Genomic DNA, 26663 nt, shown 5'->3' with positions numbered 1-26663 from the left:
GCCACTGCTTTTCTTTGATGTCCCCATATTGAGGAGCCCGATAGCCAACTGTTTGTTTTCATGCTATCGGGTTTTTTGTTTCTAACGGCTGGGTTCGCCTTGCAATGTAATGATTAACCTACGCTTTCCACCATGATTTCTATGTTCACATAAATAAATCCCCTGCCACGTTCCCAAATTTAAACGCCCTTTCGTAATCGGAATCGTTAAACTTGCACCCAATAAACTGCTTTTTAGGTGCGCAGGCATATCATCACTTCCTTCATAATCATGCTTATAATAAGGCTCATTTTCAGGAACGGCCTGATTAAAAAAACTCTCGAAGTCTTCTCTGACAGTGTAATCCGCATTTTCATTGATCGTTAAAGATGCCGATGTATGTTGAATAAAAATATTGGCTAAACCAACCTTAATTAAGCTAAGTTCAGGAAGCTGCTTGAGAATTTCTTCTGTCACTAAATGAAACCCTCTTACTTTTGCGCTAAGTTGTATCTCTTTTTGCCACCACATCACTTCTTCTCCCTTTTACTTATCTAAGTCTGTTACTGCACTAAATAATTATTGAGTAATAGTTAAACCGCAAGTAAATTTGTCGCACAAAGCTTTCAATAATAAGACAAAGGGACTTTACCTGCTCATTAAGAAACTTTAATCTCCCTTTAATACCTATTCTGTCTTACTAACTATCTGTCCGAGGTACTGAACTGTGCTGGAACAACTTAACCTTGATCTATTCAATTTGATCAATGCTACTCCAGAAACTGCAAGTGGAACCATTGCTGTAGCTAACGTGATTGCAAAACGCTTAATTCTGTTATTTCCACTATTTACTGTTGCTTGTTGGTTTTGGGGCGCCCAGCCAAATATGACTCGCCAACGTGCCTTTGCCTGCAAAGCGGCCATTGCTATTGTCATTGGTTTAGCAATTTCGTGGTTAGTAGGCTATTTCGCGCCGCATGACCGCCCATTTGTCATGGGAATTGGCACCAATTTCTCTGAACATAAAGCCACGCCTTCATTCCCGAGCAACCATGGCACGATTGTCTTTACATTCGCTTTCGCGTTTCTTTTCTGGCTAAGGACCTGGGTAGGGCTTGTCATGATGATCCCCGCTATTGTCATTGCTTGGTCGCGTATTTACCTCGGTGTTCACTGGCCTTTAGATATGGCAGGCGCCTTTATACTTGCGATTGTCGCATGCGGTTTAGCTCAAATTCTCTGGTCTATTGGTGCGAATAAAATTCAATCACCTATTACTCAGCTATATAGTTTCATTTGTGCCCCTCTTATTCGTAAAGGTTGGTTTCAGCCATAACAACCTATATCCAAATACTGGCATTAATTAATGCCAGTTCATTTCCCATGATAAAAACTGAGCTAGATCAAAGTTTCTGTTTATTTTTATATTCAGCATTAAAATCTTTTTGAAGTTATCAATAAAATTATTAAAACAATCAGTTAACAAATATTTTGTTACCTATTTTAATTATTTTTTTCGTTGCGAAAAAAGTGGCAAATATAAGCATGAAAAAAATTCAAATTAATTAATATATAGCACTATCTCTTCCAACTCCCAAACTAATTAATCACGCAAAGAACCATTCTAAAAACCAAAACAATAACCATAATTATCAACATATTACTGAGAAATAAAATCGACTGAATCGTACTTCCATTACAGTACAGTTCAATATTTATATTGATATGGATGATATTTTAATCAGCTCAATTTTAATCATTAATATAATAATATTTTTTCAGCAGAATTTAATTCTGTCAAAAATTAAGAAAATCTAAACTTATTTAATTAGCATTTAGCCTCTAATAAAAGCAAGCCTAACGCAAATTTTATTAACATTTTTATAAAATATGATTATCTATCGCAATCTAAGGAGATATTTCTCTTTTGAGATAATGATCACGGCATTTTATTCTGGTAAACTATAAATTCACACCCTCAAAATCCACTTTTAAAAATTTATGATAAAAATGCAAAACTGATTGAAAATAAATTTAGACCTAATATTAGTTTTATTTCCAATCAGATTGTTACGCAAAAGAAAACAATTGTTATTGAGTAATTGTTCGTACCAAAAGATTAAAAGTTCGTAATGCATTTGCCGTTACGCTAAATGATTTTTTTTTTGACTTATATTTTCGGAGACTATTATGGATGCAACAAAAGTTGGTTCCATCGACAAAACAGCCTCGCAAACAGTAACTAGCAATGCTTGGCGCAAAACTGACACAGTATGGATGCTGGGTTTATATGGTACAGCTATCGGTGCTGGGGTACTGTTTTTGCCCATCAACGCAGGTATGAGTGGTTTATTACCTGTTTTACTGATGCTGGTATTAGCCTTCCCAATGACATTTTTTGCTCACCGTGGGTTAACACGCTTCGTTCTGTCTGGTTCAAAACCGGACGGTGATATTACTGAGGTCGTAGAGGAGCATTTTGGTCGCACAGCAGGTAACTGGATTACCCTACTCTACTTCTTTGCTATTTATCCTATTCTTCTTGTTTATGGTGTTTCCATTACCAATAACGTCAATAAATTCTTAACCGAATTATTAGGCGTTGGCGCACCACCACGCTGGCTACTTGCCTTGATCCTTGTAGGCGGAGTGATGGCGATTGTGGCATTCGGTGAGAAATACATCGTAAAAGTCATGAGTATGTTAGTGTTTCCATTTATCGCCGTGCTGGTTGCATTCTCACTGTATATGATCCCACATTGGTCTGGTGATGTACTGAATACATTAACTTGGGAAGGTATCACTGAAGCAACAAAAAATACCGGCGGACAAAGCATCTGGGTCACTATTTGGCTGACAATCCCAGTGATGGTATTCGCATTTAACCACTCGCCGATTATTTCTGCTTTCTCCGTTGCAAAACGTGAAGAATACGGTGATGCAGCTGAACAAAAATGTTCACGAATTCTTGCTTCTGCACACATTCTGATGGTGCTGACCGTTATGTTCTTCGTGATCAGCTGTGTCTTTACCTTATCTTCAGCAGATCTTGCACAAGCTAAAGCACAAAATATCAGTATTCTTGACTACCTGTCTGGCTATTTTGACCAGCCATTCATCAAATATGCAGCTGCAATCATTGCCTTTATCGCAATTATTAAATCTTTCCTAGGTCACTACTTAGGCGCACGTGAAGGTTTCAATGGCTTGGTTGAGCGTGCTTACCGTGCAAAAGGTAAAACAATTGATGTTCGCAAGTTAAACCGTGGTACTGCTATCTTCATGTTAGTCACAACATGGATAGTAGCAACATTAAACCCAGGTGTGCTAGATATCATCGAGAGCCTCGGTGGCCCAGTAATCGCAATTTTACTGTTCTTAATGCCAATGTATGCAATTAGCAAAGTACCTGCGATGCGTAAATACTCAGGTAAAATCAGTAATATATTTATTGTAATTATGGGTCTGGTCGCTATCTCTGCGGCAACATATAAGTTATTCTTCTAATTGAAGCCACTAGGTAGCGTCCTAAATGGAAGCTACCTAATTTCAATGACTTTCTACAAAAGGAAGCACTGAATATGATTAGTGTATTTGATATCTTCAAAATTGGCATCGGCCCTTCAAGTTCCCATACCGTCGGCCCAATGAAAGCGGGCAAACAATTTGTTGACGACCTTATCCAGCAAGAAATACTCACTCGCACAACACGAATTGCAGTTGATGTTTATGGTTCGCTCTCTTTAACAGGTAAAGGCCATGCAACGGATATGGCAATTATTATGGGCCTTGCGGGTAACTTACCGGATACCATTGATATTGACGCTATTCCTGCTTTTATGCGTAATGTTGAGCAAACTGAAAGGCTCTCCCTTGCTCATGGGCAACATGAAGTTGATTTCCCTACTGAAGGTGGCATGAATTTTCATACTACCAACCTACCGCTCCATGAAAATGGAATGAGTATTACAGCATTCAGTGGTGATGATGTTATTTACAGCAAAAATTACTATTCTATCGGCGGCGGTTTTATTGTCGATGAAGAACATTTTGGCCAGTCAGACGAAAATGCCGTTCAAGTCCCTTATCCATTTAAATATGCGGCTGACCTGCAAAAACACTGTAAAGAAACCGGTTTATCGCTTTCCGCGCTCGTGATGCAGAATGAATTAGCACTGCGTAGTAAAGAAGAAATTCAGCAATATCTCTCATCCATATGGGATGTCATGAAAGCGGGTATTGAGCGCGGTGTCACAACTGAAGGCTTATTACCTGGCCCATTGCGTGTTCCTCGTCGTGCAGCGGCTCTACGTCGCCAATTGGTCACAACAGATAGCACTAATATGGACCCAATGGCGGTAATAGACTGGATCAACATGTATGCCCTTGCTGTTAACGAAGAAAATGCAGCGGGTGGTCGTGTTGTAACAGCGCCAACTAACGGTGCTTGTGGCATTATACCTGCCGTTTTAGCTTACTATGATAAATTCATTCGCCCGGTGAATGAAAATTCCTATACCCGTTATTTTTTAGTTTCCGGTGTCATTGGTGCGTTATATAAAATGAATGCGTCAATTTCTGGTGCAGAAGTTGGTTGCCAAGGGGAAGTGGGTGTTGCTTGTTCGATGGCCGCTGCGGGATTAGCCGAGCTAATGGGCGGTAGCCCTGAGCAAGTCTGTATTGCGGCAGAGATTGCCATGGAGCATAACTTAGGCTTAACCTGTGACCCTGTTGGTGGACAAGTACAAGTACCTTGTATTGAACGTAATGCCATTGCTTCCGTTAAAGCCGTCAATGCAGCCCGTATGGCACTGCGTCGCGTCAGTGACCCACGAGTTTGCCTCGATAAAGTCATTGAAACCATGTATGAAACGGGTAAAGACATCAACGCTAAGTATCGTGAAACCTCCCAAGGCGGCTTAGCGATTAAACTGGCTCACTGCGAATAGTTTGTGTCTTAATCACCTCGATAAAAATGCCTGCTAATGCAGGCATTTTTTGTTCACATCATTTTCATTTAATCATTATTAACCGAAAATGGCACTCCACCAGCCACTAATCGTTTTCATGATGTAATCCCAAATACGACCGAAGAACCCCGCTTCCTCAACGGCACTTTTTGCAACTAAAGGGTGCTGTTCGATGACTTCATCATTAAGAATAAAGTTAATCGTACCTACCGCTTGGTTCTTAGCCAGTGGCGCTTCAAGTGAATCATTGGTCAGTTGAATATCCACTTTTAAGTTTTGCAGCTGCCCTTTAGGAATAGTAACAGAAACATCATCGGCAACGCCTAAATCAACTTCTGAAATATCACCAAACCAAACGCGTTGTTTTTTCAGTGTAGCATCAGCCTTAATTGGCGTGACAGTTTCAAAGAAGCGGAAGCCCCATGTCAGTAATTTTTCACTTTCAGAAAAACGCACACGGTCACTTGGCGCCCCCAACACGACTGAAATCAAACGCATATCACCTTCTGTTGCAGAGGCGACTAAGTTATGGCCTGCTCCACTCGTGTGCCCAGTTTTTACGCCATCCACTTTTAAATTTTGGTTCCATAACAGACGATTACGGTTTGGTTGACGAATTTTATTAAAGGTAAATTCTTTTTCCTTGTGCAGTGCGTATTCATCAGGCACATCGCGGATCATTGCTTGGGTTAACAATGCCATATCCCGCGCTGTACTATATTGCCCTTCTGAATCTAGACCATGAACCGTTTTAAAATGGGTATTCTTTAAACCAATCTTTTGCACGTATTGATTCATTAAACTCACAAATGAGTCTTGGCTACCTGCAACATAATCGGCAAGAGCAATACTGGCATCATTCCCTGACTGGATCACAATCCCTTTATTTAGATCCAATACAGAAACACGGTCTTTAGGCTTTAGAAACATCAAAGAGGAGCCTTTAAGAACAGGGTTACCCGTCGCCCACGCATCTTCCCCTACTGTGACCATGTCTTGTGGCGTGATTTTCCCTGCATTGACGGCCTGGCCAATCACATAGCTGGTCATAATTTTTGTTAAACTTGCGGGATCTAAGCGTTCATCTGGATTCCCAGACGCTAAAATTTTACCGCTATTATAATCCATCAAAACAAACGCTTTTGCATCGACTTGAGGAGCAACCGGTGTCTGCGCCGCATAAGCACTGGTACTTACGGCAACCAAAAGACTCAACCCAATTCCAGCTCGGCGGGTTTTTAAAGACAACATTTTCTTACTCATCGGTTATTCCTTCACTTAATTCTGTACATTTAAATTACTGTCATTGACTCAACATCACTAAACGAGAACCCATCGCTGTGACAAAATTTGATAACTAGACCTAATATAAGACTTTAATTTCACTGAGGCCACTGATAACAAATAAACATTTGCCTCTGAGTAAATTTAATCTATCTTAACCATGGTCGATGCCAAAAAATCAATTTAGGAGACTGCCATGTTAACTGTTTGGGGACGCGTCAACTCTTCCAATGTCAAAAAAGTACTTTGGTGCTTAGAAGAATTAAATATCGCTTACAATCAAAAAGATGTGGGTGGCCCATTTGGTGGGCTAGATACACCTGAATATATAAAAATGAATCCAAACAGCACAATTCCAACTCTACAGGATGATGACTTTGCGCTGTGGGAATCGAATGCGATTTTACGTTACCTTACGGAAAAATTTGATCATTCTCACTTATTACTCGCACAAGACCTACAAGAACGAGCGGCCGCTGATAAATGGATGGATTGGAGTGGTGCTAATTTATTCGACCACATTAAACAGATGATGAACAAGATTGTTCGTGTCCCAGAAGCAGATAGAGACCCAGAACAAGCTAAAATTATTTATGGCAATATCAACCGGTTACTAACCATTGCTGATAATGCATTAGCTAACCAAGCCTATTTCAGTGGTAACAAATTTGGTATCGCTGACATTGCTATCGCACCACTATTTTACCCTTGGCATGAAATTGTCACGCAGCGCCCTGAATTTAAAAATTTGGAGCGCTGGTACCAGCAACTGACCACACGCCCTGCGTTCCAAAAAATTGTCATGATCCCGATTAAATAATCACAGGGTCATATTCATCAAACTTGGGTTTGGGTACTGGTATTCAAACCCGAGTTCTTGGCAAATTTTATTACCGTTAATGGTTTTCCCCACTAACGTATTCTTCTCTTCAATAAATTGAGGCGGGGTTAACCCGATAGATTGTGCTGCATGAGTATAAAATTCGGCTCGTGTTGGGTGGACGGGCGCACAGAGGTTATAAATATGTCCCCCTTGCGGTTGCTGGAGCAATAATAAAATGGCGGCAATCACATCATCTTGATGCACCATATTCACAGGTTGGTTTGCCCCCTTAACCCCAGTTTTCCCCGCTAAAAAACGTCCTGCATGGCGTTTTTCACCGACTAATCCCGCTAATCGCAGAATATCCACCGATATGTTCGGTAACTGATGCAACCACTGTTCTGTCGCCACCAAGGCTTTAGCTGATTCCGTCACTCCATCCAATGGGCTATTTTCAGTCATTTCGCCATTTTGTTCCCCATAAACTGCCGTAGATGATGTGAAAATAACTTTAGGCACCTGAAATGCTATCGCGCTATTTACCAGTGCTTCAACCGCGGTCACATAGTATTCAGTATTAATTTTAGATGGAGGTAGCAAAATGATGATAGCATCACTTTGTTCCATCAATTGTGCTAAATCATCGTCATCACATTCAAGTTCTGGGGTTAATTTCAATGCATAGCACTCTATTCCTACCGCTTGAGCGGCTTCAATACCATCTGGTGTTGTTTTAGTTCCAACCACATGAATGCCTTGAGACAATAAGGCCTGAGCAAGAGGTAACCCAACCCAGCCTAACCCGATGATAGTGACTTTCTTCATATGATAACTCCCCAATCGTTCAACTGACTGAAATTAATCACAGAGTAGCTGAAAACCATAAAACTTCCGAATACAATTTCTGAGGGATTTATCACTATAAAAAGTGAACAACTAATTATTATTGGTTATTTTTAAAAAAAAGGTTGCATTCATAGGGGGAAATCGGATAGGTTGAATACCAATGAGTATTTAGTTAGCACAATGAATGTTTAGTCATTCACTTAAATAACAGAACGGAAGACATTATGAATCGTATTTCACGCAACCATCATCATCACCATCATCCTGACTAGTCTTTCGGGCGATGTGTGCTGGAAGACGTTCAACGAATCTTCCGGTGGCTGAAATGCGAATTGAGAGAACCCTCGGAAGATAATCTTCCGAGGGTTTTTTTATTCTTGAACAAAGAGTTACTAAACAAAAAATTTTAAAGGGATAAGGGTAAAGTCATGTTGGATAAATCACGTTTACGTATTGCAATACAGAAATCAGGTCGTCTGAGTGAAGAATCAAGAGAGTTACTTTCTCGCTGTGGCATCAAAATCAATTTACAACAACAACGTTTGATTGCTTATGCAGAAAATATGCCTATTGATTTACTTCGCGTTCGTGATGACGATATTCCAGGGCTGGTCATGGACGGTGTCGTTGACTTAGGGATCATCGGTGAAAACGTTCTTGAAGAAGAGTTATTGAATCGTCGTGCTCAAGGTGAAAACCCACAATACAAAACACTACGTCGCCTCGATTTTGGTGGGTGCCGCTTATCTCTCGCTGCCCCATTAGATTTCAACTATACCGGTGCAGAGTGCTTAAATGGCTCACGTGTTGCAACCTCCTACCCACACTTGTTAAAACGCTATTTCGACCAAAAAGGCATTCAATTTAAATCATGTCTGTTAAATGGTTCAGTCGAAGTCGCTCCGCGCGCTGGCCTTTCTGACGCCATCTGTGACCTCGTCTCTACAGGTGCAACACTTGAAGCAAACGGCCTAAAAGAAGTGGAAGTCATCTACCGTTCTAAAGCCTGTTTAATTCAACGCGATGGTGAAATGTCGCCTGAAAAACAACAGCTTATTGACCGTATGATGACCCGTATCCAAGGTGTCATCCAAGCGCGTGAGTCCAAATACATCATGTTGCACGCGCCAAGTGAAACACTCGAAGAAATCATTGCCTTACTGCCGGGTGCTGAACGCCCAACTATTTTACCGTTAGCAGGCGAACAAAGCCGTGTGGCGATGCACATGGTGAGCTCAGAAACGCTGTTCTGGGAAACCATGGAAAAACTCAAAGCGTTAGGGGCAAGCTCTATTCTTGTCCTGCCAATTGAAAAAATGATGGAGTAAGCCGTCATGAAAATGGGATTTAACCAACCTGTTCGCTGGTCGGCTTGTAACCAAGAGCAGCAAAGCGCTTTGCTGCTTCGCCCTGCAATAGCGGCTTCTGGTAGCATTAGTACTGCGGTTAGCCAAATTATTGACCAAGTCCGTAACGAGGGCGATACCGCCCTCAAAGCACTGAGCCGTCGTTTCGATAAAACTGAAGTCGAAACGGTGCGTGTTCCTGCAAATGCTGTTGACGCAGCAGAGGCTCGTCTTGGTGATGAAATCAAAACAGCAATGAAAACAGCGATTGGCAACATTCGTCGTTTTCACGAAGCCCAAAAACCCACTCCGATTACAGTGGAAACACAGGCAGGCGTCGTGTGCCAACAAGTCACACGCCCAATAGATGCAGTCGGTTTATATATTCCAGGGGGGTCGGCCCCTCTGTTATCAACGGTCATGATGTTGGGAACCCCTGCGAATATCGCTGGCTGTCGTAAAATTATTTTATGTTCACCTCCACCTATCGCCGATGAAATTTTGTATGCAGCGAAACTGTGCGGCATCAGCGATATTTTCCAAGTAGGTGGTGCGCAAGCGATTGCTGCAATGGCATTTGGTACCCAAAGCATTCCTGCGGTTGATAAAATTTTTGGCCCCGGTAATGCCTATGTCACTGAAGCAAAACGCCAAGTCAGCCAAAGCCATGATGGAGCAGCCATTGATATGCCTGCGGGTCCTTCCGAAGTGTTGGTCATTGCTGATAACGGTGCAAACCCCGCATTTACCGCATCTGATTTGCTATCTCAAGCAGAGCATGGCCCTGATTCACAAGTTATTTTATTAACTGACGATGAAAGCTTTGCCCAACGCGTGATTGAAGAAACAGAAAAACAATTAGCGCAACTTTCACGTGCAGAAATAGCGAGAGAAGCCCTGAGTGCCAGCCGTGTCATCATCGCTGACTCCATCGCTCAATGCGTTGAAATTAGCAACCGTTATGGCCCTGAGCACTTAATACTGCAAACTCGCAATGCCGATGACCTGGTCGATGCTATCACAAGTGCCGGCTCTGTGTTTGTTGGCGACTGGTCGCCAGAGTCGGCTGGCGACTATGCATCAGGCACCAATCACGTATTGCCTACTTATGGATATACCTCAACCTATTCAAGCCTTGGGCTCGCTGATTTTATGAAGCGAATGACAGTCCAAAAGCTGTCAAAGCAAGGCTTATTAGGCTTAGCCGACACCATCGAAACGTTAGCTCAAGCAGAGCAACTCACGGCTCATAAAAATGCCGTTACCTTACGCGTTAACGAACTAAAAAAACAAAATCAGGAGTAAGTCATGAGCCAACCATTTAATGCCGCCAGTCTTGCACGTGAAAATGTTAAAACCATGACACCTTATATGTCTGCACGACGTCTAGGGGGAAATGGAGACGTTTGGCTCAATGCCAATGAATACCCGATTGCACCTGATTACCAATTCAGTGAACGTAACCTTAACCGTTACCCTGAATGCCAACCGGTTGCGGTGATCAATAACTATGCGGCTTATGTCAAAGTTAAACCAGAACAAGTGCTCGTTTGCCGTGGGGCCGATGAGTCCATTGAGTTGCTGATCCGCGCATTTTGTGAACCAGGCAAAGATGCGGTAATGTTTTGCCCGCCAACCTATGGCATGTACAGCGTCAGTGCAGAAACCTTTGGTGTTGAACAAAAGAAAATCATGGCGTTGCCAGACTGGGCATTAAACGTTAATGCGATCCGTGAAAATCTATCCAATACCAAACTGATTTATATTTGCAGCCCGAATAACCCAACAGGCAATATCATCGACAATAAAGATTTACGCGAAGTGCTAGATATGGCTGCGGGCCGTGCGTTAGTCGTCGTCGACGAAGCTTATATTGAGTTCTGCCCACAATACAGTGTAGCAAGCTGGTTAGCACAATATCCAAACTTGGTCATTTTAAGAACCTTATCCAAAGCCTTTGCATTGGCCGGTTTACGTTGTGGTTTCACCTTAGCCACCCCTGAAGTAATTGAAGTGCTATTAAAGGTTATCGCCCCTTATCCTTTATCAACCCCTGTTGCGATGATTGCAGCTCAAGCTCTTGAACCACAAGGCATTGAGACAATGAAAAGCCGCGTAACAACGATAACAGAAAACCGTATTGCACTTCGTGAAGCGCTGCGCGACTTATCGGTGGTTGAACACGTTTATCCGAGTGAAACTAACTATATTTTGGTACGTTTTACCGATGGTAATAAAGTGTTTAAAGCCCTGTGGGACCAAGGCATTATTTTACGTGACCAGAGCAAACAACCCGGTCTCATTAATTGCCTGCGTATTACTGTTGGGACAGAAATAGAAAATACCCGTGTTATTGAAGCTATTGCAGCACTTTGCTAATTAGGAATGACTCATGAGCCAGAAAATTTTATTTATCGACCGTGATGGAACATTAATTACCGAGCCGCCAACCGACTTCCAAGTTGATAGCTTAAGTAAACTCGCCTTTGAAAAGGCGGTTATTCCTAGCTTACTTGCTCTGCAAAAAGCCAATTACCGCTTAGTGATGATAACCAATCAAGACGGCTTAGGCACCGATAGCTTCCCAACCGCAGATTTCGAGCCACCGCATAATTTAATGATGCAGGTATTTGAGTCCCAAGGCGTTAAATTTGATGAAGTGTTAATTTGCCCACATAAGCCTGAAGATAACTGCGTTTGTCGTAAACCTAAGCTCCAGTTAGTCGAACGCTATTTAGATAGCAACGTGTTAGATAGCGAAAATAGCTATGTGATTGGTGACCGTGAAACAGACATTCAACTCGCTAAAAACATGGGTATCAAAGGGTTACGTTATAGCCCAACAGAACTTGACTGGGAAGCTATCACCCAGCAATTAACTAAACGCGACCGCCATGCACTGGTCAAACGCGTCACAAAAGAAACCAATATTCAAGTCGAAGTCTGGCTGGACCAAGAAGGCGGCAGCAAAATTAGCACTGGCGTGGGCTTCTTTGACCATATGTTAGACCAAATCGCGACTCACGGTGGTTTCCGGTTAAACATTGAGGTCAATGGCGACTTGTTTATCGATGACCACCACACCGTTGAAGATACCGGTCTTGCACTAGGTGAAGCGCTGAAAGTGGCACTTGGAGATAAACGCGGTATCGCACGTTTTGGTTTCGTTCTCCCAATGGATGAATGCCAAGCGCGCTGCGCGCTGGATATTTCTGGCCGCCCACACCTTGAATACAAAGCCGAGTTTAAATACCAACGCGTCGGTGACTTAAGCACAGAAATGATTGAGCACTTCTTTAGCTCGCTTTCCTATGCGATGGGCTGCACGTTACACCTGAAAACCAAAGGGAAAAACGATCACCACAAAGCAGAGAGCTTATTTAAAGTTTTCGGCCGCACACTGCGCCAAGCAATTCGTGTTGAAGGGGATACGTTACCTAGCTCGAAAGGGGTTCTGTAATGAACGTTGTCATCCTTGATACCGGCTGTGCAAATTTAGCCTCTGTAGCCTATGCGGTAAAACGCCTAGGCTATGACCCTGTGGTGAGCCGCGATACCAACACTATTTTACAAGCCGACAAAGTCTTTTTGCCCGGTGTCGGTACGGCTAGCGCAGCCATGGAAAAGCTGACTGAACGCGAATTAGTACCGTTAATCAAAGCACTGACCCAACCAGTATTAGGTATCTGTTTAGGTATGCAATTACTCGGTTCTTTTAGTGAAGAAGGCCAATCTACGGTGCCACTACTGGGGTTAATTGATAGCCCTGTACAAAAAATGGATGCCAATGGGCTTCCTGTTCCACATAGCGGCTGGAACCAAGTAAAAGCCCTAGCAGGAAACCCACTGTTTCGGGATATCCCTGATAACGCCTATTTCTATTTTGTACACAGTTATTCGATGCCAATTTCCAGTAATACCATCGCACAAACTCAGTATGGCAACCCGTTTAGTAGCGCGGTGAATCGCGATAACTTCTACGGTGTCCAATTTCACCCAGAACGTTCTGGCACCGCAGGCTCACGCTTGATTCAAAACTTTTTGGAGATGTAATTACCATGATCATTCCTGCATTAGATTTAATTGATGGCACGGTGGTGCGGTTGCACCAAGGGGATTACGCCAAGCAAACTGATTATGGCAATGACCCGCTCCCACGTTTGCAGCAATATGAAAAAGAAGGGGCAAAATTATTGCACCTCGTGGATTTAACGGGAGCTAAAGACCCACAAAAACGCCAAATTTCACTACTCAAAAAATTATTAGCAGGCGTCAGTGTTCCAGTACAAGTTGGTGGTGGTATTCGTACCGAAGAAGATGTTAAAGCCTTACTGGAAGCTGGAGCGACCCGTGTTGTCATTGGCTCAACGGCTGTCACTAAGCCTGAGCTGGTCAAAACGTGGTTTGAGACCTATGGTGGCGAAGCCATTGTCCTTGCCTTAGACGTACGTATTAATGACCAAGGCATAAAAGAAATCGCCATTAGCGGTTGGCAGGAGAATTCAAATCTAACGTTAGAACAAGCCATTGAAATATATCGTCCTTATGGCTTAAAACATGTCCTTTGTACGGATATTTCCAAAGATGGAACATTGGCGGGTTCTAATGTGAATTTATACCAAGAAATTAGCCAAAAATTCCCTGATATTGCTTTTCAAGCATCGGGCGGTATTGGGGATTTAGACGATATCGCGGCTATTCCGCCATCTGGTGCAGCCGGCGTAATTGTTGGCCGTGCATTATTAGAAGGTAAATTCACCGTTGCGGAGGCAATCAAATGTTGGCAAAACGCATAATTCCTTGTTTGGACGTTCGCGACGGCCAAGTGGTTAAAGGTGTCCAATTTCGCAATCACGAAATCATCGGTGATATTGTTCCATTAGCACAGCGCTACGCCCAAGAAGGCGCAGACGAACTGGTGTTTTATGATATTACCGCCTCTTCTGATGGCCGAGTGGTAGACAAAAGCTGGGTTGCCAAAGTCGCTGAAGTAATTGATATTCCTTTTTGCGTCGCGGGTGGTATTAAAAGTGTCGATGATGCCGCACAAATTCTCTCTTTTGGTGCTGATAAAATTTCCATCAACTCCCCGGCATTATCCGACCCTACATTAATCAGCCGTTTAGCTGAACGCTTTGGCGTACAATGTATCGTTGTTGGTATTGACACTTGGTTTGATGAAAGCACAGGTGAATATCTCGTTTACCAATTTACCGGTGATGAAAAACGTACCACACAAACCACGTGGAAAACCCTTGATTGGGTAAAAGAAGTGCAACAACGTGGCGCGGGTGAAATTGTGTTAAATATGATGAACCAAGATGGTGTACGCCAAGGGTATGATCTACAACAACTCAAGAAAGTCCGCGAAGTCTGCCAAGTGCCCTTGATTGCCTCTGGCGGTGCAGGCGAAAAAGTGCATTTTCTTGATGCCTTCACTGACGCAGGTGTTGACGGTGCTTTAGCCGCTTCTGTATTTCATAAACAAATTATTAATATCGGTGACTTAAAACAATACCTAGCCGAAAACGGAGTTCAAATTAGAGTATGTTAACCACAGAACAATGTAGCCAACTTGCATGGCAAAAAGTCGATAACCTGATGCCTGTTATCGTACAACACGCCGTTTCAGGTGATGTGCTAATGCTTGGGTATATGAACCCTGAAGCATTAAATGTCACCTTAGACAGCCGTAAAGTCACCTTTTTCTCTCGCACAAAGCAACGTTTGTGGACGAAAGGCGAAACCTCCAATAATTTTTTAAATTTAGTGGATATCTACCCAGACTGTGACAACGATACGCTGCTAGCTCTCGCGTTACCGGATGGCCCAACTTGCCATAACGGCACACAAAGCTGCTTCGCACCCGCACAAAGTGACTGGGGCTTTTTGTTTGAACTAGAAACCTTGCTCAAAGAGCGCAAAACTGCTTCTCCTGAAAGCTCTTATACCGCGCGTTTATATGCAAGTGGTACTAAGCGTATTGCGCAAAAAGTGGGTGAAGAAGGTGTTGAAACCGCATTAGCGGCAACCGTTAATGACCGCGCAGAATTAACCAATGAAGCGGCTGATTTGATGTACCATTTAATGGTATTACTGCAAGACCAAGAACTTGATTTAAGTACGATAATCAAACGATTAAAAGAGCGTCACCAGTAATCGATAAACTGCCAGCCTCGCTGGCAGTTTTATTTTATGGGTGCAAAATATTATCAATTTGTGCATCACTCAGCGAAATCCCAAAAAACTTCAGGTAGAAATCTGCTGTCTCTTGTTTCATATCGATATCCGCAAAGCGCTCTGGGTAAAGAGTTTGCGCTAACCACAGAAACTGTAATGCTTCTTCTGAGGTTTCACGGCACCACCAAAACATCCCTTTTGGGTTGACATACACCTGTTGATTTTTTACCGCGCTAATGGCTTTCCATTGGGAAGACGTTCGGATGATATTGGCATCTTCTTTATTCATTGCAACGATTACATCGGGATTGGCCGCAATAATCGTCTCCAGTAATACCTCACCTGAGTTATTTTTCTTATCCGAAAACCAAGTTTCAGCCACATTTTTGGCTCCCGCCAAATCCATCCAATCTTGATTTAACGAAGGGCGCCCCGAGGTAAATAACGTATTTCCCATACTATGATAAACCCTACGTTTTTCTGTATCTGTTAGCCCGACTAAGCGTTCATTTACCAACCTGACATTACGGTCAAAATAGCGTTGATATTCAAGCGCTTTATTTTGTGCATCTGGTCCTAGTTCTTTTGCTGTCGCTTGAACTCTAGCTTGTAAAGCTTGCAATGAATTTGCAGGGTACTCTACAACTTTTACCCCTGCACTTTCCAATATGTCCCGTTGAGGGACTTCCATGCCTTTCGCCACAAACAATAATTGTGTACGCAAAGAAATTATTTGCTCTGGATTTAATTGGTTGCTAATACTGATAACTGGAACATTATCAATATTGGGTAACATTTGACGAAATAGTGGAATTCTTTTCGCTATCACCGATGTACCAACGATTTGCTCGCCATAACCCAACATCATAATAATGGTATTTTGTGCTGGCCACGGTGTTGCAATACGCAACTCGGGGTTATCCGTTTTTGCATTTAACAAGCTACTGACTAGTAGCCCGGCAAGCAAAATAATGGATTGTAAGAAAGTTATTTTTCTCATCTTAATGCCCCTTCTTTACTTCATAATAAAGAAGGGTGCTCCTTACGTTTATTGTTACGACCATTAAAAATCAAATGTGATGGTTGCGCGGACTTCACGGCCAGAGCCTAAGAATGCGCTATTTCCACCACCTTGGCCGTTATTACCTGATGGGAAAATAGATGCCCAATAACGTTCGTCAGTGACATTATCGACCGATAGGCGAATAGTGGTAGGAATCTGGTTGATTTTTGTACTATAGCGAGTTCCTAAATCTAACGTCGTGTAGCTACCAATCCAACTTGAGTTAGTATCATTTGCCGCTCGCTTACCGGTGTAATGTACATTTGCACTGTAAACCAACTCAGGCATAGCTGGCAGCGCATATTCAACTAGCATATTAGCTTGGACTTTTGGAACTCCAACCACTCGTTTGTCCCGAGTGGTTCGAGAGCCTGTGTCTTTCAGTTTAGGGTCTAAAAATGTTATGCCGCTATAAACGTTTAACCCCTGCCACACATGACCTGTAGCGGTTAACTCAAGCCCCCTATTCACTTGCTTACCTTGTTCACGAAACACACTATGACTATCCACATAAGCAAATGGCCGCTCTAAATGAAACAGTGCCGCACCAAGGTTTAAATCAGCCACATCAGCTTTAACCCCAACTTCATATTGCTTACTACGATATGGGTCTAAAGTCTGCCCTTCATTTTTAACGCCTTGTCCTATCGGAGCCGTATCCCCTTCCTCCAATGAGTCTGCATAACTTACATAAGTCATCAATTGTGGGGTGATTTTGTACATCACGGCAGCATTTGGGCTTAACCCCTTGGAGTTAGTTTGGCTGGTTTTATGGTTCTGTTTGTCAAAACTACGACTTTCTATCCAACTTTGGCTAAGATAAAACATCGCTGACCATTGTGGGTCAAATGTAACGGTATCGCCGATAGTGATACTTTGTTGACTATTTTCCGCAGATTTATAGCGTGAGCCACCCGTGTAAATTTTACCATTTGCAGGTTCTATCAATGAAGATGGGTGGTACATATTCGTTGAGCCAAGGTCATAAGCCGTAGCAGCTCCCTTTGCACTATAAATAGACCAAACATAACCATTCGTCGCGAATGACAAATCGTGTCCAATAGACCCCGTGTCTACATGGCCATTAAGTGTCACTGAATTACTAAGTACACGAAAACGCCCAGAAGCCGGAGAGTCACGGAGTGAGCGCTTAATATCACCTTTATCATTGACCAACATACTGGTCACCGTGCGCATCGCTCTATCTGCTTGTTGATATCCGACTGCGGCATTCAATGTCCAATCTTCATTAAAATCATGAAGTAAGCGAGTGCTCACTGTATCTGTAGTTAAATCATTCCCCGCAGTGTGCATAGCTAAATTTTTATCTTGCGGATTAGGTGCTTTTGGTAAATTAATTTTAGGACCATAGCTGAAGCTCCCCACATAACCTTTTTGTACAAAATTATAGTGGCTAGCATTGAGCTGTAACTGTGTCCCCGGTTGAATGTTCCAATCAAAGGCAACAGAAGCCAACTTACGACGTAGAGTGCTATCCTTTAAATTTCCCGTTCCTTCTTCATCCATTAAGTTTAAACGATAACCAAAGCGCTTATCTGTATCAAAATACCCCCCAAGATCAACATGGCCGCTATAGGCATTACGGCTTTGATAACCTAAAGATAAGCGTTGAATATCTTCAGGGCGTTTTGCCGTGAAATTGAACTGACCAGCCGGGCTAGAAGGGCCGTACAAAGACCCCGTGAGGCTATTAATAATGTCCACCCTATCCAACATTTCAACCGGAAATGCCGTCGTTGAGACGACATACAAGCCATCTAACCGACTATTAGCTACGACACTTCCTTGCATCCCACGGCTTTGTGGACGTCCCACATCCATTCCCCCACGTGCTTGCATTTGGGTACTCGGGGCATATTTAAGTAATTCACTGATACTTTTCGCTTGCTGGTTATCAATCATTTCACGACTGATTGTTGTTGTGGAATAGGGAGTATCAATCCAATCCAAATCCCCTAACGGGCCTAAATCAATTTGAGAGGTAAAGAAGCCCGCTCCGGCTTGAGCTTCTGTTGTGACATCCCCTGAAGCCGCTGTCACCAACATTTTGTCTTGCTTGGAGCTTGTAAGCTGCTCAGAGACTTGCGCAGCAACAATTGATGGGGCGATCCCTGCAATAAGAGGTATTAGAATATATAAATTTATTTTACGTTTCATGTTATCTGTTTTCGTTATATAAAACTTTATATTACCGAGAATAAAATGCACCGTAAATGATCAAACTCAATTCTTAACAATATGTATTCTCATTATCCTATTGAAATATTGTTTTATAATTATTTGAATTTATTAAAAATAAAATAGCAGACAGAATATCCAATAGATAAAATCACCATTCAGATAGCAATACAGATTAAAACAGCATCTGATATGCAATTTAAAAAATTTCCCAACCCTATGATTTTTAGTTCATTTCTTTTTACGATTGTATCTCTCAATGAACTTGATATCATTCCCTTCTATTGATGTGGTTTTAAAGGGAAAAAACGGTGTCTGAAAATTCTATTTTTTTGCAACTCACACAATTACTTGATAAAAATAATGCAAAATATCGGGTGATGGAGCATCCTACGGCAGGTAAATCAGAAGAAGTGGCAAAAATACGTGGTACGCAACTTGGGCAAGGGGCAAAAGGGCTAGTATGCCATGTAAAAGGAAATGGGATCCGCCAACACGTATTGGCAATTTTACCTGCTGATAAACAGGCTGATTTAAGTAAGGTTGCCACAGCAATTGGTGGAACCCGCGCATCTTTAGCAAGCCCAAAGGAAGTCGATGAGCTCACTCAATGTGTGTTCGGGGCTATTCCACCTTTTAGTTTTCACCCCAACTTAAAATTAATTGCTGACCCGCTATTATTTGAACGTTTTGAAGAACTCGCCTTTAATGCAGGTACATTAGAGCGCTCTATTATTTTAAATACAGAAGATTATCAAAGAATAGCCACACCGACTTTAGTTGAGTTTATTCGCACAGAAGAAAATTAGTTTTGTATTAAAAAAGGGTATTCCACAGAATACCCTTCAATAAAAAAACTAACTAATCAATCGCTGATCATATTCCTGACTGGCATTTTTTAATGCCACAAAATCGGAACCACAAATAAACCGCTTTAGTGCAATAAATTTCTCTTCTGGCCAACCATAAATTTTCAATGCGAGTAATTCAGTAATAATATCTGGCGAAAAACGATGTTTTATTACCTTTGCAGGGTTTCCACCGACGATGCAATAAGGCTCAACATCTTTAATTACCACGCTATTCGTTGCGATAACTGCGCCTTCACCAATTTTAACACCAGGCATAATAAAGGCACGCATGCCTACCCATACCCCATCACCAATGATTGTATCCCCTTTTCCTATATAAGCTTCCTCAATATATTCAAGAAATGGATACAAACAAAACCAATCCATGCGATGTGTATGGTTTCCCCCCATTAAAATAACAGCTTCGCTACCAATACAAACGTAATCACCAATATAGAGTTGGTCGACATCCCACGCTAATTGCCAATCTCGACTTTGTTCGTCCCCCTGTAAATAGCGCACAACTGAATTTTCAAACCCACCATCCCAGCAGTCACTATAGTAGCTATGTTGGCCTTTAACATGAATGTTAGGATTTTGTACGACTTCGTGTAGCAGTTGATATTTTGACCAATGTTTTTGATTCATGGTAATAAAACCCTTAATTTGTTTATCGTTACCATAGAACGCTTTCTATGGTGATGTATCCGCGTTCAAAACACATCACACTGAGTAATCATTGGTTTTTTTAGTAATGAGTTATTCATTTTAACCTCACTAATTTTAATAAATTTAGTTTTCTAACTAATGGTTAGCCTTCCAATGCTTAGAGTATCATTTAGGAGTAACTATTAAGCAATTAATCTTTTTTTTAAAGATATTTTATTTTACCATCAATTACAACTTCTAGCTGCTTCCACGAAACAATAGATAGAGAAGATAATATTGCATGCTGAATAAACACTTAATCCCCGTCTCTCCTTTATTATTTATTAATAGCTTAAATAACTACACACCATCAATTAAAGACAATTATTCATTTACAGATACTAAAAATGAATTTAATTCTATTATCGATTACTTTCATTTAATATCCGAGATAAATAAATCCTTCGATAACCTCTCATTTTTACAAAGTGAAAAAACAAAACATTATTTCAATAACAACCGACATACTAGTGATGTAAAGGGGGAGTTAAAAGGAAATGTATTTTTCGCTCAAGCTAATATTCTTCCAGCCAAGATCCATATCGAAGGGGACTGTAAACCTAAATTAGTTAAAGAGCGAAAAACTTTAATTATGTTTAAGCCACATGCATACATCCCTGAGGCTAATGATATTCAATTAAACATTTATGATAAAAATAATTATTTAATAATGAACAAGCCATTATCCCCTCCTTCCAAACTACCCAAATTAGCCAATAATAGCATAAGAGAAACTAATTTATCATCTCATGATTTTAAATCATCGGTAAAATTTGACCTCATCATTAGGTCTAATAGTGAATTAATTGAAATATCGAAAAATCAAAACCACTTACATGAAACGATATTAAATAATAATAAAATAAATTTAAAGCTCAACCATAACAGTATAGAAAAACCATTTATTCTTCATAACAATATCAGCTATAAAGGTAAAACTATAGCATTACACAATACTAATAATAATGAAGTTGAAGTTAACTATGGTAATAACACCTTAACACTACCGGCAAAATCAGCCACTCGTTTTATCTGCGATGAAAATGGATATTGGCTAACAAAAAATGATGTAAAAAAAATAAAATATTACAGCCCTCCTAAAAAAGCACACCCAAATACGCTTCCAGTTATCGATTTTGAAATTGGTAATCTACCCGACATAGATAGAGAAAAAATAGATGCAGAGTTCTTTGAGGATATCTTAGAAAAAAACTCCACCATAAAAATAACTAAAATGGATTATGATAGAATCAAAAAATTCACACTATCGCAGAATAAAAATTTTGCATCTAAAAAAATCATATTTACATCAGAAGCTGAAGAATCCACGTTCATCCAAACTAAAAATAAAGTTTATGAGCTAAAAAAAGACGGGTTATTACTATTCCATTGTGATTTAAATGGAGTATGGAAAAACATTTCAATTACTGATAACAAATCAATAATTAACAACTCACACCCTAGTAAATTCGCTATCACTCTAGATGAAAATAAAGCGATTATTGAAATTTCTAAAAATCAAAAACATTTCAACCAATTAATAAAAAACAATAATTCGATGAAAATATCAACGAGTGATGGTAATTGGAGCCATGACTTCACTCTTAATAAAAATGATGCATTTCATAATAAAAAAATACTGTTTAGCTCGAATGCATCATATAGCAGCTACATTCATTATGGAAAAAACACCTTACAGTTACAAACAGGTGAAAGCATCCTTTTTGTCTATGACTTAGATAAAAAATGGGTTCCTATTAATAAAAATAGTAAAGAAAGTTTTATTAATAACTTAGAATATATCGAAAATACATGGTCTACTACAGTCCCCAAGGAATATATCCATCCAGAGATAAAACTTGAATTTATTTATCAAGGTCAAAAAAGCATGTTATCTCACATTGATGTAGGTGCGCCAAATGAGTTACTCATTAATACTTTTGATATTGGGTTGCTTACACCACCAAGAGACACACTTCTTTTTCTAGATAAATTTGAACTGAATCGTCAATATTATCAAACGATCCCAGTCAAAAAACTCATTGTTTCTCGTTACGAACCTATCCATTTATTAAAAGTGGTTATGCCTGACGGTCAAGTTTTTACAGATAAAGCCCCCGATGAAGGAGGAGGCCATAGTGGTAGCATGAGGGAGTCGATCACTAAAGACTTTTATGCTAATGGCGTTAATATGGCAAATTATGGTGTAAATAGCTCGGCTCCAGATTCTGATTCTTTTGTTCCAACATCCCAGATAACTGCCTATAACTCTGTTGGAATGTATAAAAATGGTAGAGTCGTCCACGGCTGGTCTGGTGGTGGAGGTAAAGCGACGTTAAATAGGACAGATAATAACGAGCTTAGTCATGAATTCGGCCACAATTTTGGCTTAAGTGATTATTATGGGGGAGATGAAGGCGGATCTCATACAACCGCAAATAAAAAAAATTCAACTTGGCTGTGGGATTCAGATAATAACTATTTTATTCCAAATACATATCAAGATGGTACATTAAACCATGATGCAATGAGTGGAGGTGAAGCTTATGATACTCGTTACAACGTTTACACTGCTTACACCCCTAACTCCTTTATTGCAATTCAAAAAAGATTGGAAAATAACTATGTATTTAGTCCTGAATCAAAAACAGGGTATAAAAAATGGGACCCAAAGACAAAAGAGATGGTAGATACATATTTAGAACTTTCACAATTTAACGCCATCGAGTTTACTGCAGTAAATGGTTCAGACATTACAATTAATGATTTAAATTCACTATTAGAAAAAAGCAGTAATGTTAATATTTATAATGGGAATGGTTATCACGCCCCGAAAATTAACATTCCACTCGCAGATAAAAATAATAGGAATTCTGTTTTAAGAATACAATCATCTGCAGATTGGGATAGTGAAATTCATATTAACAACCAAATTGAATCAATCAAGAAAAATGATTCAATATGTTATATTTCAGATGGCTACACTTGGAATCGAAACGATAACAATAAAACAATTCTCTACAAAATTCCCTATAAACAAGGAGTACCTGTAGTAACATTAATGGGCTTTTATGACCCTAAAAAAGTCATCGATAGCTATATCTATCCTTCATTATATGGATCATATGGCATGGTTTATAACTGCGATAAAGAAATAAATACTCGCATTCCATATTTAGAGGTTATTTTAGAAAATGGGACAACAAGCCAGTACCAACTTCATAACTTCCGTTCAAATGAGGATATGATGAATAAATTCCATATTAATATTGAACGAAGTTTAAACCCTATAAAAGCTAATCTTTATATTGATAATAAAATTGTGCATTCTAGAGAAATTGAAATCAAAAAGAACAGATTACTGACAACGATTAATGGCGAGATTGCATAATATTATCCAAGTTATCACTAATTATCTAAGCCAATTAGTGATAACTACATATAACATATTGAAATAACAATATTAAATTGTTCTCGTCGAGGCTGATTTAGCAAGCAATAAGCTCGTTTTTCTTGCAAGTAAACCGAATAAACATCCAACTAACATAACTAACGCCAATGACATTTTTGGCGCGATAGGCAAACCGATAGCGCAAAGTCCCAGTGTCGCTCCCCCTGCCATTTGAACAAACCCCACTAAGGCAGATGCGGTGCCTGCTTCATTACCAAACGGTTCTAAAGCATAACTGGTTGCCGTTCCCATCATAAAGGCCAGCCCTGTACAAGCGCAAGCGACAGGTAACATATAAACTAACCAATGGCTTTGTATTTCTATCGGTAATACGACAAAACCTAGCAATAACCCTAAGCAGCCAAATGCCATCATTGAACTACCAACTAACAAACAAGTTGGTCGCCCTATTTTATGAATAAAATAATTAGCGATATAACTGGCAAACATGATCCAAAAACCATTAATACCAAATACAATAGAAAACGCGAGCGGAGTTAACTGGGCATCCCCCATCAGCACAGTAGGGGCAAGAGAAACATAAGTCAACGCCATTCCCATCGTACCCGCATTGACTAAGGCAAACACCATAAAGTGGCGATCCCCCAAAATTCGGCCATAGGTTTTCAGCGGGATAACTTTTGCTTTTGGCAAATTAGCCGGGCGAGTTTCAGGTAAAAAGGCAACAATCAGCACTAATATGACTAACGCATACAAAGCAAGAAACCAAAACGGTGCTCGCCAGCCCCACGCTTCTGCTAACAGGCCTCCGAGCAACGGAGCTAACGCAGGAACAATATTCAATGTTCCATTCAAAAAACCAAAAGCACGAGCCGCTTCCGTGCCATTCATACGGTCACGCACACAACTAAATGCCACTACCGAAGTACAACAGACTGCAACCCCTTGCAATAAACGCGAGGCAATAAATACCACGGGGGTTGTTGCTGCAATAGCAACACCTGCACCAATGATGTACAGCACTATACCCAAAATCGCGATAGGTTTTCGGCCATACCTATCCACTAATGGGCCTGAAATTAACTGCCCTAAGCCTAAAACTAAAATAAACAAGGCAATTGTAGATTGGATCACCGACTCACGGCTTCCTAAATCCTTCGCAATATCAGGTATTGTAGGCAAATATAAATCAATCCCTAATGGGCCAAGTAATACTAATAAAAGTACTAAGATAAGAAAATTACGCATAAACCATGCCTAGACTCGATAAATGTAGTTTAGAAAATATTAGATGTAATAAATAATAAAAAAACAAAAATCACCGTATAATTAATGAGTTACTTATAATTATAAATTAAACATTTTACGGCTCTTCAAAAGTGAAAAAAGGCGCTAAACCTAGCGCCCTTTGGGTTATCAAAGATTAATGATAACGAATTTTATTCCATCCACTCAGTATGGAAAACACCGTCTTTATCAGTACGCTTATAAGTGTGAGCACCGAAGTAGTCACGCTGTGCTTGGATTAAGTTTGCAGGCAATACCGCTGAACGGTAGCTATCATAATAAGAAATAGCCGCGGAGAATGTTGGTGTTGGGATACCATTTTGTACGCCGTAGCAAACAACATCACGCAGTGCTTGCTGATATTCATCAGCAATTTGTTTGAAGTATGGCGCTAACAGTAAATTGGCAATTTTCGCATCTTGGTTATACGCGTCCGTAATTTTTTGCAGGAACTGCGCACGAATAATACAACCTGCACGGAAGATTTTTGCAATTTCACCGTAGTTTAAATCCCAGTTATATTCTTCCGATGCCGCTTTCAGCTGTTGGAAGCCTTGTGCATAAGACACAATTTTACCTAAATACAGCGCACGGCGAACTTTTTCAATAAAGTCTTTTTTATCGCCTTCAACGGCTTTCAAGGTTGGACCCGTTAATACTTTGGATGCCGCAACACGCTGATCTTTTAAGAAAGAAATATAACGCGCAAAGACAGATTCAGTAATTAAAGTTAGAGGGATACCTAAATCCAGCGCACTCTGGCTAGTCCATTTACCAGTACCTTTATTAGCAGCTTCATCGAGGATCACGTCAACCAGATATTTCCCCTCTTCATCTTTTTTCTTGAAGATATCTGCAGTGATTTCAATTAAATAGCTGCTCAGTTCACCTTTGTTCCACTCAGCAAAGATGCCCGCTAATTCTTCGTTACTGAGGTTCAATGACCCTTTTAGTAATGAATAGGCTTCTGCGATTAACTGCATGTCACCATATTCGATACCATTGTGAACCATTTTCACATAGTGGCCCGCACCGTCTGCACCAATGTAGGTCACACAAGGTTCGCCTTCCGCTTGCGCTGCAATTTCTCTTAAGATTGGCGCAACTAATTCATAAGCTTCTTTTTGGCCACCTGGCATAATTGAAGGGCCTTTCAGTGCGCCTTCTTCACCACCAGAAACACCAGTACCGATGAAATTAAAACCTTGCTCGGATAATTCACGATTACGACGGATAGTATCAGTGAATAAGGTATTACCACCGTCAATTAAGATATCCCCTTTGTCCAGATGAGGAGTCAGCGAGGCAATTGTTTTGTCCGTTGCTTCACCCGCTTTTACCATCAACAAGATGCGGCGAGGTTTTTCCAGAGAGTCAACAAACTCTTCAATCGTATAGTTGGGAACTAATTTTTTCCCTGGATTTTCGGCAATCACTTCGTCTGTTTTATCTTTAGAACGATTAAAGATAGACACTGAGTAACCACGGCTTTCAATATTGAGCGCAAGGTTACGCCCCATGACTGCCATTCCGACAACACCAATCTGCTGCTTTGACATGAACAACTCCTGTCTGATTAGGACTAAGTCAGCCTCGACCGTGCTGACATTCTGTTAACGGGATCACATATTAACCTAGGATTGGACAGCATGGTAGTTATTGATGCAATCGATGACGTATACAAGGCCATTTTTGTCAAGAATTGTCCAATTAAC

22 protein-coding genes and 1 other annotated feature are annotated in these 26663 nt (G+C 40.7%); of the genes, 14 read left to right on the top strand and 8 right to left on the bottom strand.

Annotated features, from left to right (window positions below):
• Nucleotides 1–81 precede the first annotated feature (81 nt).
• Complete coding sequence (locus tag PR800_RS00515; protein WP_102138427.1) at nucleotides 82–510, bottom strand: secondary thiamine-phosphate synthase enzyme YjbQ; 429 nt, start codon at nucleotides 508–510, stop codon at nucleotides 82–84.
• Nucleotides 511–706: 196 nt separating this feature from the next.
• On the opposite strand from PR800_RS00515, the gene ybjG reads away from it, so the two are divergent.
• The 3 genes from ybjG to PR800_RS00500 all read left to right on the top strand — a co-directional run bounded on the left by ybjG (nucleotide 707) and on the right by PR800_RS00500 (nucleotide 4928).
• The gene (gene ybjG / locus PR800_RS00510) at nucleotides 707–1315 is read left to right on the top strand and encodes an undecaprenyl-diphosphate phosphatase (protein ID WP_102138426.1); all 609 of its coding nucleotides are present in this window, start codon (nucleotides 707–709) and stop codon (nucleotides 1313–1315) included.
• Nucleotides 1316–2169: 854 nt separating this feature from the next.
• Nucleotides 2170–3486: a serine/threonine transporter gene (locus PR800_RS00505; protein WP_102138425.1), complete on the top strand. Its 1317-nt coding sequence runs from the start codon at nucleotides 2170–2172 to the stop codon at nucleotides 3484–3486.
• Between the two features lie 74 nt (nucleotides 3487–3560).
• Nucleotides 3561–4928 carry an L-serine ammonia-lyase gene (locus tag PR800_RS00500; RefSeq protein WP_102138424.1) on the top strand — a complete coding sequence of 456 codons (1368 nt, stop codon included), beginning with the start codon at nucleotides 3561–3563 and terminating at the stop codon, nucleotides 4926–4928.
• A gap of 78 nt (nucleotides 4929–5006) precedes the next feature.
• Here the strand turns inward: PR800_RS00500 and PR800_RS00495 are convergent, their stop codons facing one another.
• Nucleotides 5007–6212, bottom strand: coding sequence for a serine hydrolase (locus PR800_RS00495; protein ID WP_166266484.1), 1206 nt, complete (start codon nucleotides 6210–6212; stop codon nucleotides 5007–5009).
• Between the two features lie 217 nt (nucleotides 6213–6429).
• Between PR800_RS00495 and PR800_RS00490 the strand changes: the two genes are divergently transcribed.
• A complete protein-coding gene (locus PR800_RS00490) occupies nucleotides 6430–7053 on the top strand; it encodes a glutathione S-transferase family protein (protein WP_102138422.1) in 624 nt (207 codons plus the stop codon).
• Here PR800_RS00490 and PR800_RS00485 read toward each other — a convergent pair whose 3' ends face one another.
• Nucleotides 7054–7881 (bottom strand): SDR family oxidoreductase, encoded by an 828-nt coding sequence (locus PR800_RS00485; protein ID WP_272529935.1) that lies wholly within the window; start codon nucleotides 7879–7881, stop codon nucleotides 7054–7056. It lies immediately after the preceding gene.
• A 268-nt stretch (nucleotides 7882–8149) separates the two neighbouring features.
• Nucleotides 8150–8277, top strand: a sequence feature (His leader region).
• Nucleotides 8278–8330: 53 nt separating this feature from the next.
• On the opposite strand from PR800_RS00485, the gene hisG reads away from it, so the two are divergent.
• Genes hisG through hisIE form a run of 8 tightly spaced genes read left to right on the top strand, consistent with a single transcriptional unit; the run spans nucleotide 8331 to nucleotide 15407 of the window.
• Nucleotides 8331–9230, top strand: a complete 900-nt coding sequence (gene hisG / locus PR800_RS00480) for an ATP phosphoribosyltransferase (protein ID WP_004256451.1) — start codon at nucleotides 8331–8333, stop codon at nucleotides 9228–9230.
• A gap of 6 nt (nucleotides 9231–9236) precedes the next feature.
• The gene (gene hisD / locus PR800_RS00475; protein ID WP_166266478.1) at nucleotides 9237–10553 is read left to right on the top strand and encodes a histidinol dehydrogenase; all 1317 of its coding nucleotides are present in this window, start codon (nucleotides 9237–9239) and stop codon (nucleotides 10551–10553) included.
• Nucleotides 10554–10556: 3 nt separating this feature from the next.
• Nucleotides 10557–11627 carry a histidinol-phosphate transaminase gene (gene hisC, locus PR800_RS00470; protein WP_166266476.1) on the top strand — a complete coding sequence of 357 codons (1071 nt, stop codon included), beginning with the start codon at nucleotides 10557–10559 and terminating at the stop codon, nucleotides 11625–11627.
• A 13-nt stretch (nucleotides 11628–11640) separates the two neighbouring features.
• A complete protein-coding gene (hisB, locus tag PR800_RS00465; protein ID WP_166266474.1) occupies nucleotides 11641–12708 on the top strand; it encodes a bifunctional histidinol-phosphatase/imidazoleglycerol-phosphate dehydratase HisB in 1068 nt (355 codons plus the stop codon).
• Nucleotides 12708–13301, top strand: coding sequence for an imidazole glycerol phosphate synthase subunit HisH (gene hisH / locus PR800_RS00460; RefSeq protein WP_115167675.1), 594 nt, complete (start codon nucleotides 12708–12710; stop codon nucleotides 13299–13301). The genes hisB and hisH overlap by 1 nt, the downstream gene beginning before the upstream one ends.
• 5 nt (nucleotides 13302–13306) lie before the next feature.
• Complete coding sequence (gene hisA / locus PR800_RS00455) at nucleotides 13307–14044, top strand: 1-(5-phosphoribosyl)-5-[(5-phosphoribosylamino)methylideneamino]imidazole-4-carboxamide isomerase (protein ID WP_102138415.1); 738 nt, start codon at nucleotides 13307–13309, stop codon at nucleotides 14042–14044.
• Nucleotides 14026–14802 carry an imidazole glycerol phosphate synthase subunit HisF gene (gene hisF, locus PR800_RS00450; protein WP_004909328.1) on the top strand — a complete coding sequence of 259 codons (777 nt, stop codon included), beginning with the start codon at nucleotides 14026–14028 and terminating at the stop codon, nucleotides 14800–14802. Before hisA ends, hisF begins: the two co-directional genes overlap by 19 nt.
• Nucleotides 14796–15407, top strand: coding sequence for a bifunctional phosphoribosyl-AMP cyclohydrolase/phosphoribosyl-ATP diphosphatase HisIE (hisIE, locus tag PR800_RS00445; protein ID WP_102138414.1), 612 nt, complete (start codon nucleotides 14796–14798; stop codon nucleotides 15405–15407). Before hisF ends, hisIE begins: the two co-directional genes overlap by 7 nt.
• Before the next feature lie 34 nt (nucleotides 15408–15441).
• On the opposite strand, the gene PR800_RS00440 is transcribed toward hisIE, so the two are convergent.
• Nucleotides 15442–16428, bottom strand: coding sequence for an ABC transporter substrate-binding protein (locus PR800_RS00440; RefSeq protein ID WP_102138413.1), 987 nt, complete (start codon nucleotides 16426–16428; stop codon nucleotides 15442–15444).
• Nucleotides 16429–16491: 63 nt separating this feature from the next.
• On the bottom strand, nucleotides 16492–18669 hold the full coding sequence (locus tag PR800_RS00435; protein WP_272529933.1) for a TonB-dependent receptor: 2178 nt from the start codon (nucleotides 18667–18669) through the stop codon (nucleotides 16492–16494).
• Nucleotides 18670–19001: 332 nt separating this feature from the next.
• Here PR800_RS00435 and PR800_RS00430 point away from each other — a divergent pair, with 332 nt between their 5' ends.
• A complete protein-coding gene (locus tag PR800_RS00430) occupies nucleotides 19002–19499 on the top strand; it encodes a YbaK/prolyl-tRNA synthetase associated domain-containing protein (protein WP_166266462.1) in 498 nt (165 codons plus the stop codon).
• A 48-nt stretch (nucleotides 19500–19547) separates the two neighbouring features.
• Here the strand turns inward: PR800_RS00430 and PR800_RS00425 are convergent, their stop codons facing one another.
• Entirely contained in the window at nucleotides 19548–20189 is a 642-nt protein-coding gene (locus PR800_RS00425; RefSeq protein WP_102138410.1) for a CatB-related O-acetyltransferase, read from the bottom strand.
• Between the two features lie 301 nt (nucleotides 20190–20490).
• Between PR800_RS00425 and PR800_RS00420 the strand changes: the two genes are divergently transcribed.
• Nucleotides 20491–23640 (top strand): M66 family metalloprotease, encoded by a 3150-nt coding sequence (locus PR800_RS00420; protein WP_272529932.1) that lies wholly within the window; start codon nucleotides 20491–20493, stop codon nucleotides 23638–23640.
• Nucleotides 23641–23712: 72 nt separating this feature from the next.
• Here the strand turns inward: PR800_RS00420 and PR800_RS00415 are convergent, their stop codons facing one another.
• Entirely contained in the window at nucleotides 23713–24909 is a 1197-nt protein-coding gene (locus tag PR800_RS00415) for a multidrug effflux MFS transporter (RefSeq protein ID WP_166266456.1), read from the bottom strand.
• A gap of 191 nt (nucleotides 24910–25100) precedes the next feature.
• Nucleotides 25101–26507 carry an NADP-dependent phosphogluconate dehydrogenase gene (gene gndA, locus PR800_RS00410; RefSeq protein WP_166266453.1) on the bottom strand — a complete coding sequence of 469 codons (1407 nt, stop codon included), beginning with the start codon at nucleotides 26505–26507 and terminating at the stop codon, nucleotides 25101–25103.
• Nucleotides 26508–26663 lie beyond the last annotated feature (156 nt).

This window comes from Providencia sp. PROV205, from assembly GCF_028479505.1.
Classification (GTDB): domain Bacteria; phylum Pseudomonadota; class Gammaproteobacteria; order Enterobacterales; family Enterobacteriaceae; genus Providencia; species Providencia huaxiensis.
Note: the sequence above shows the minus strand (reverse complement) of the source record. Positions and strands in the feature narration are given on the sequence as shown.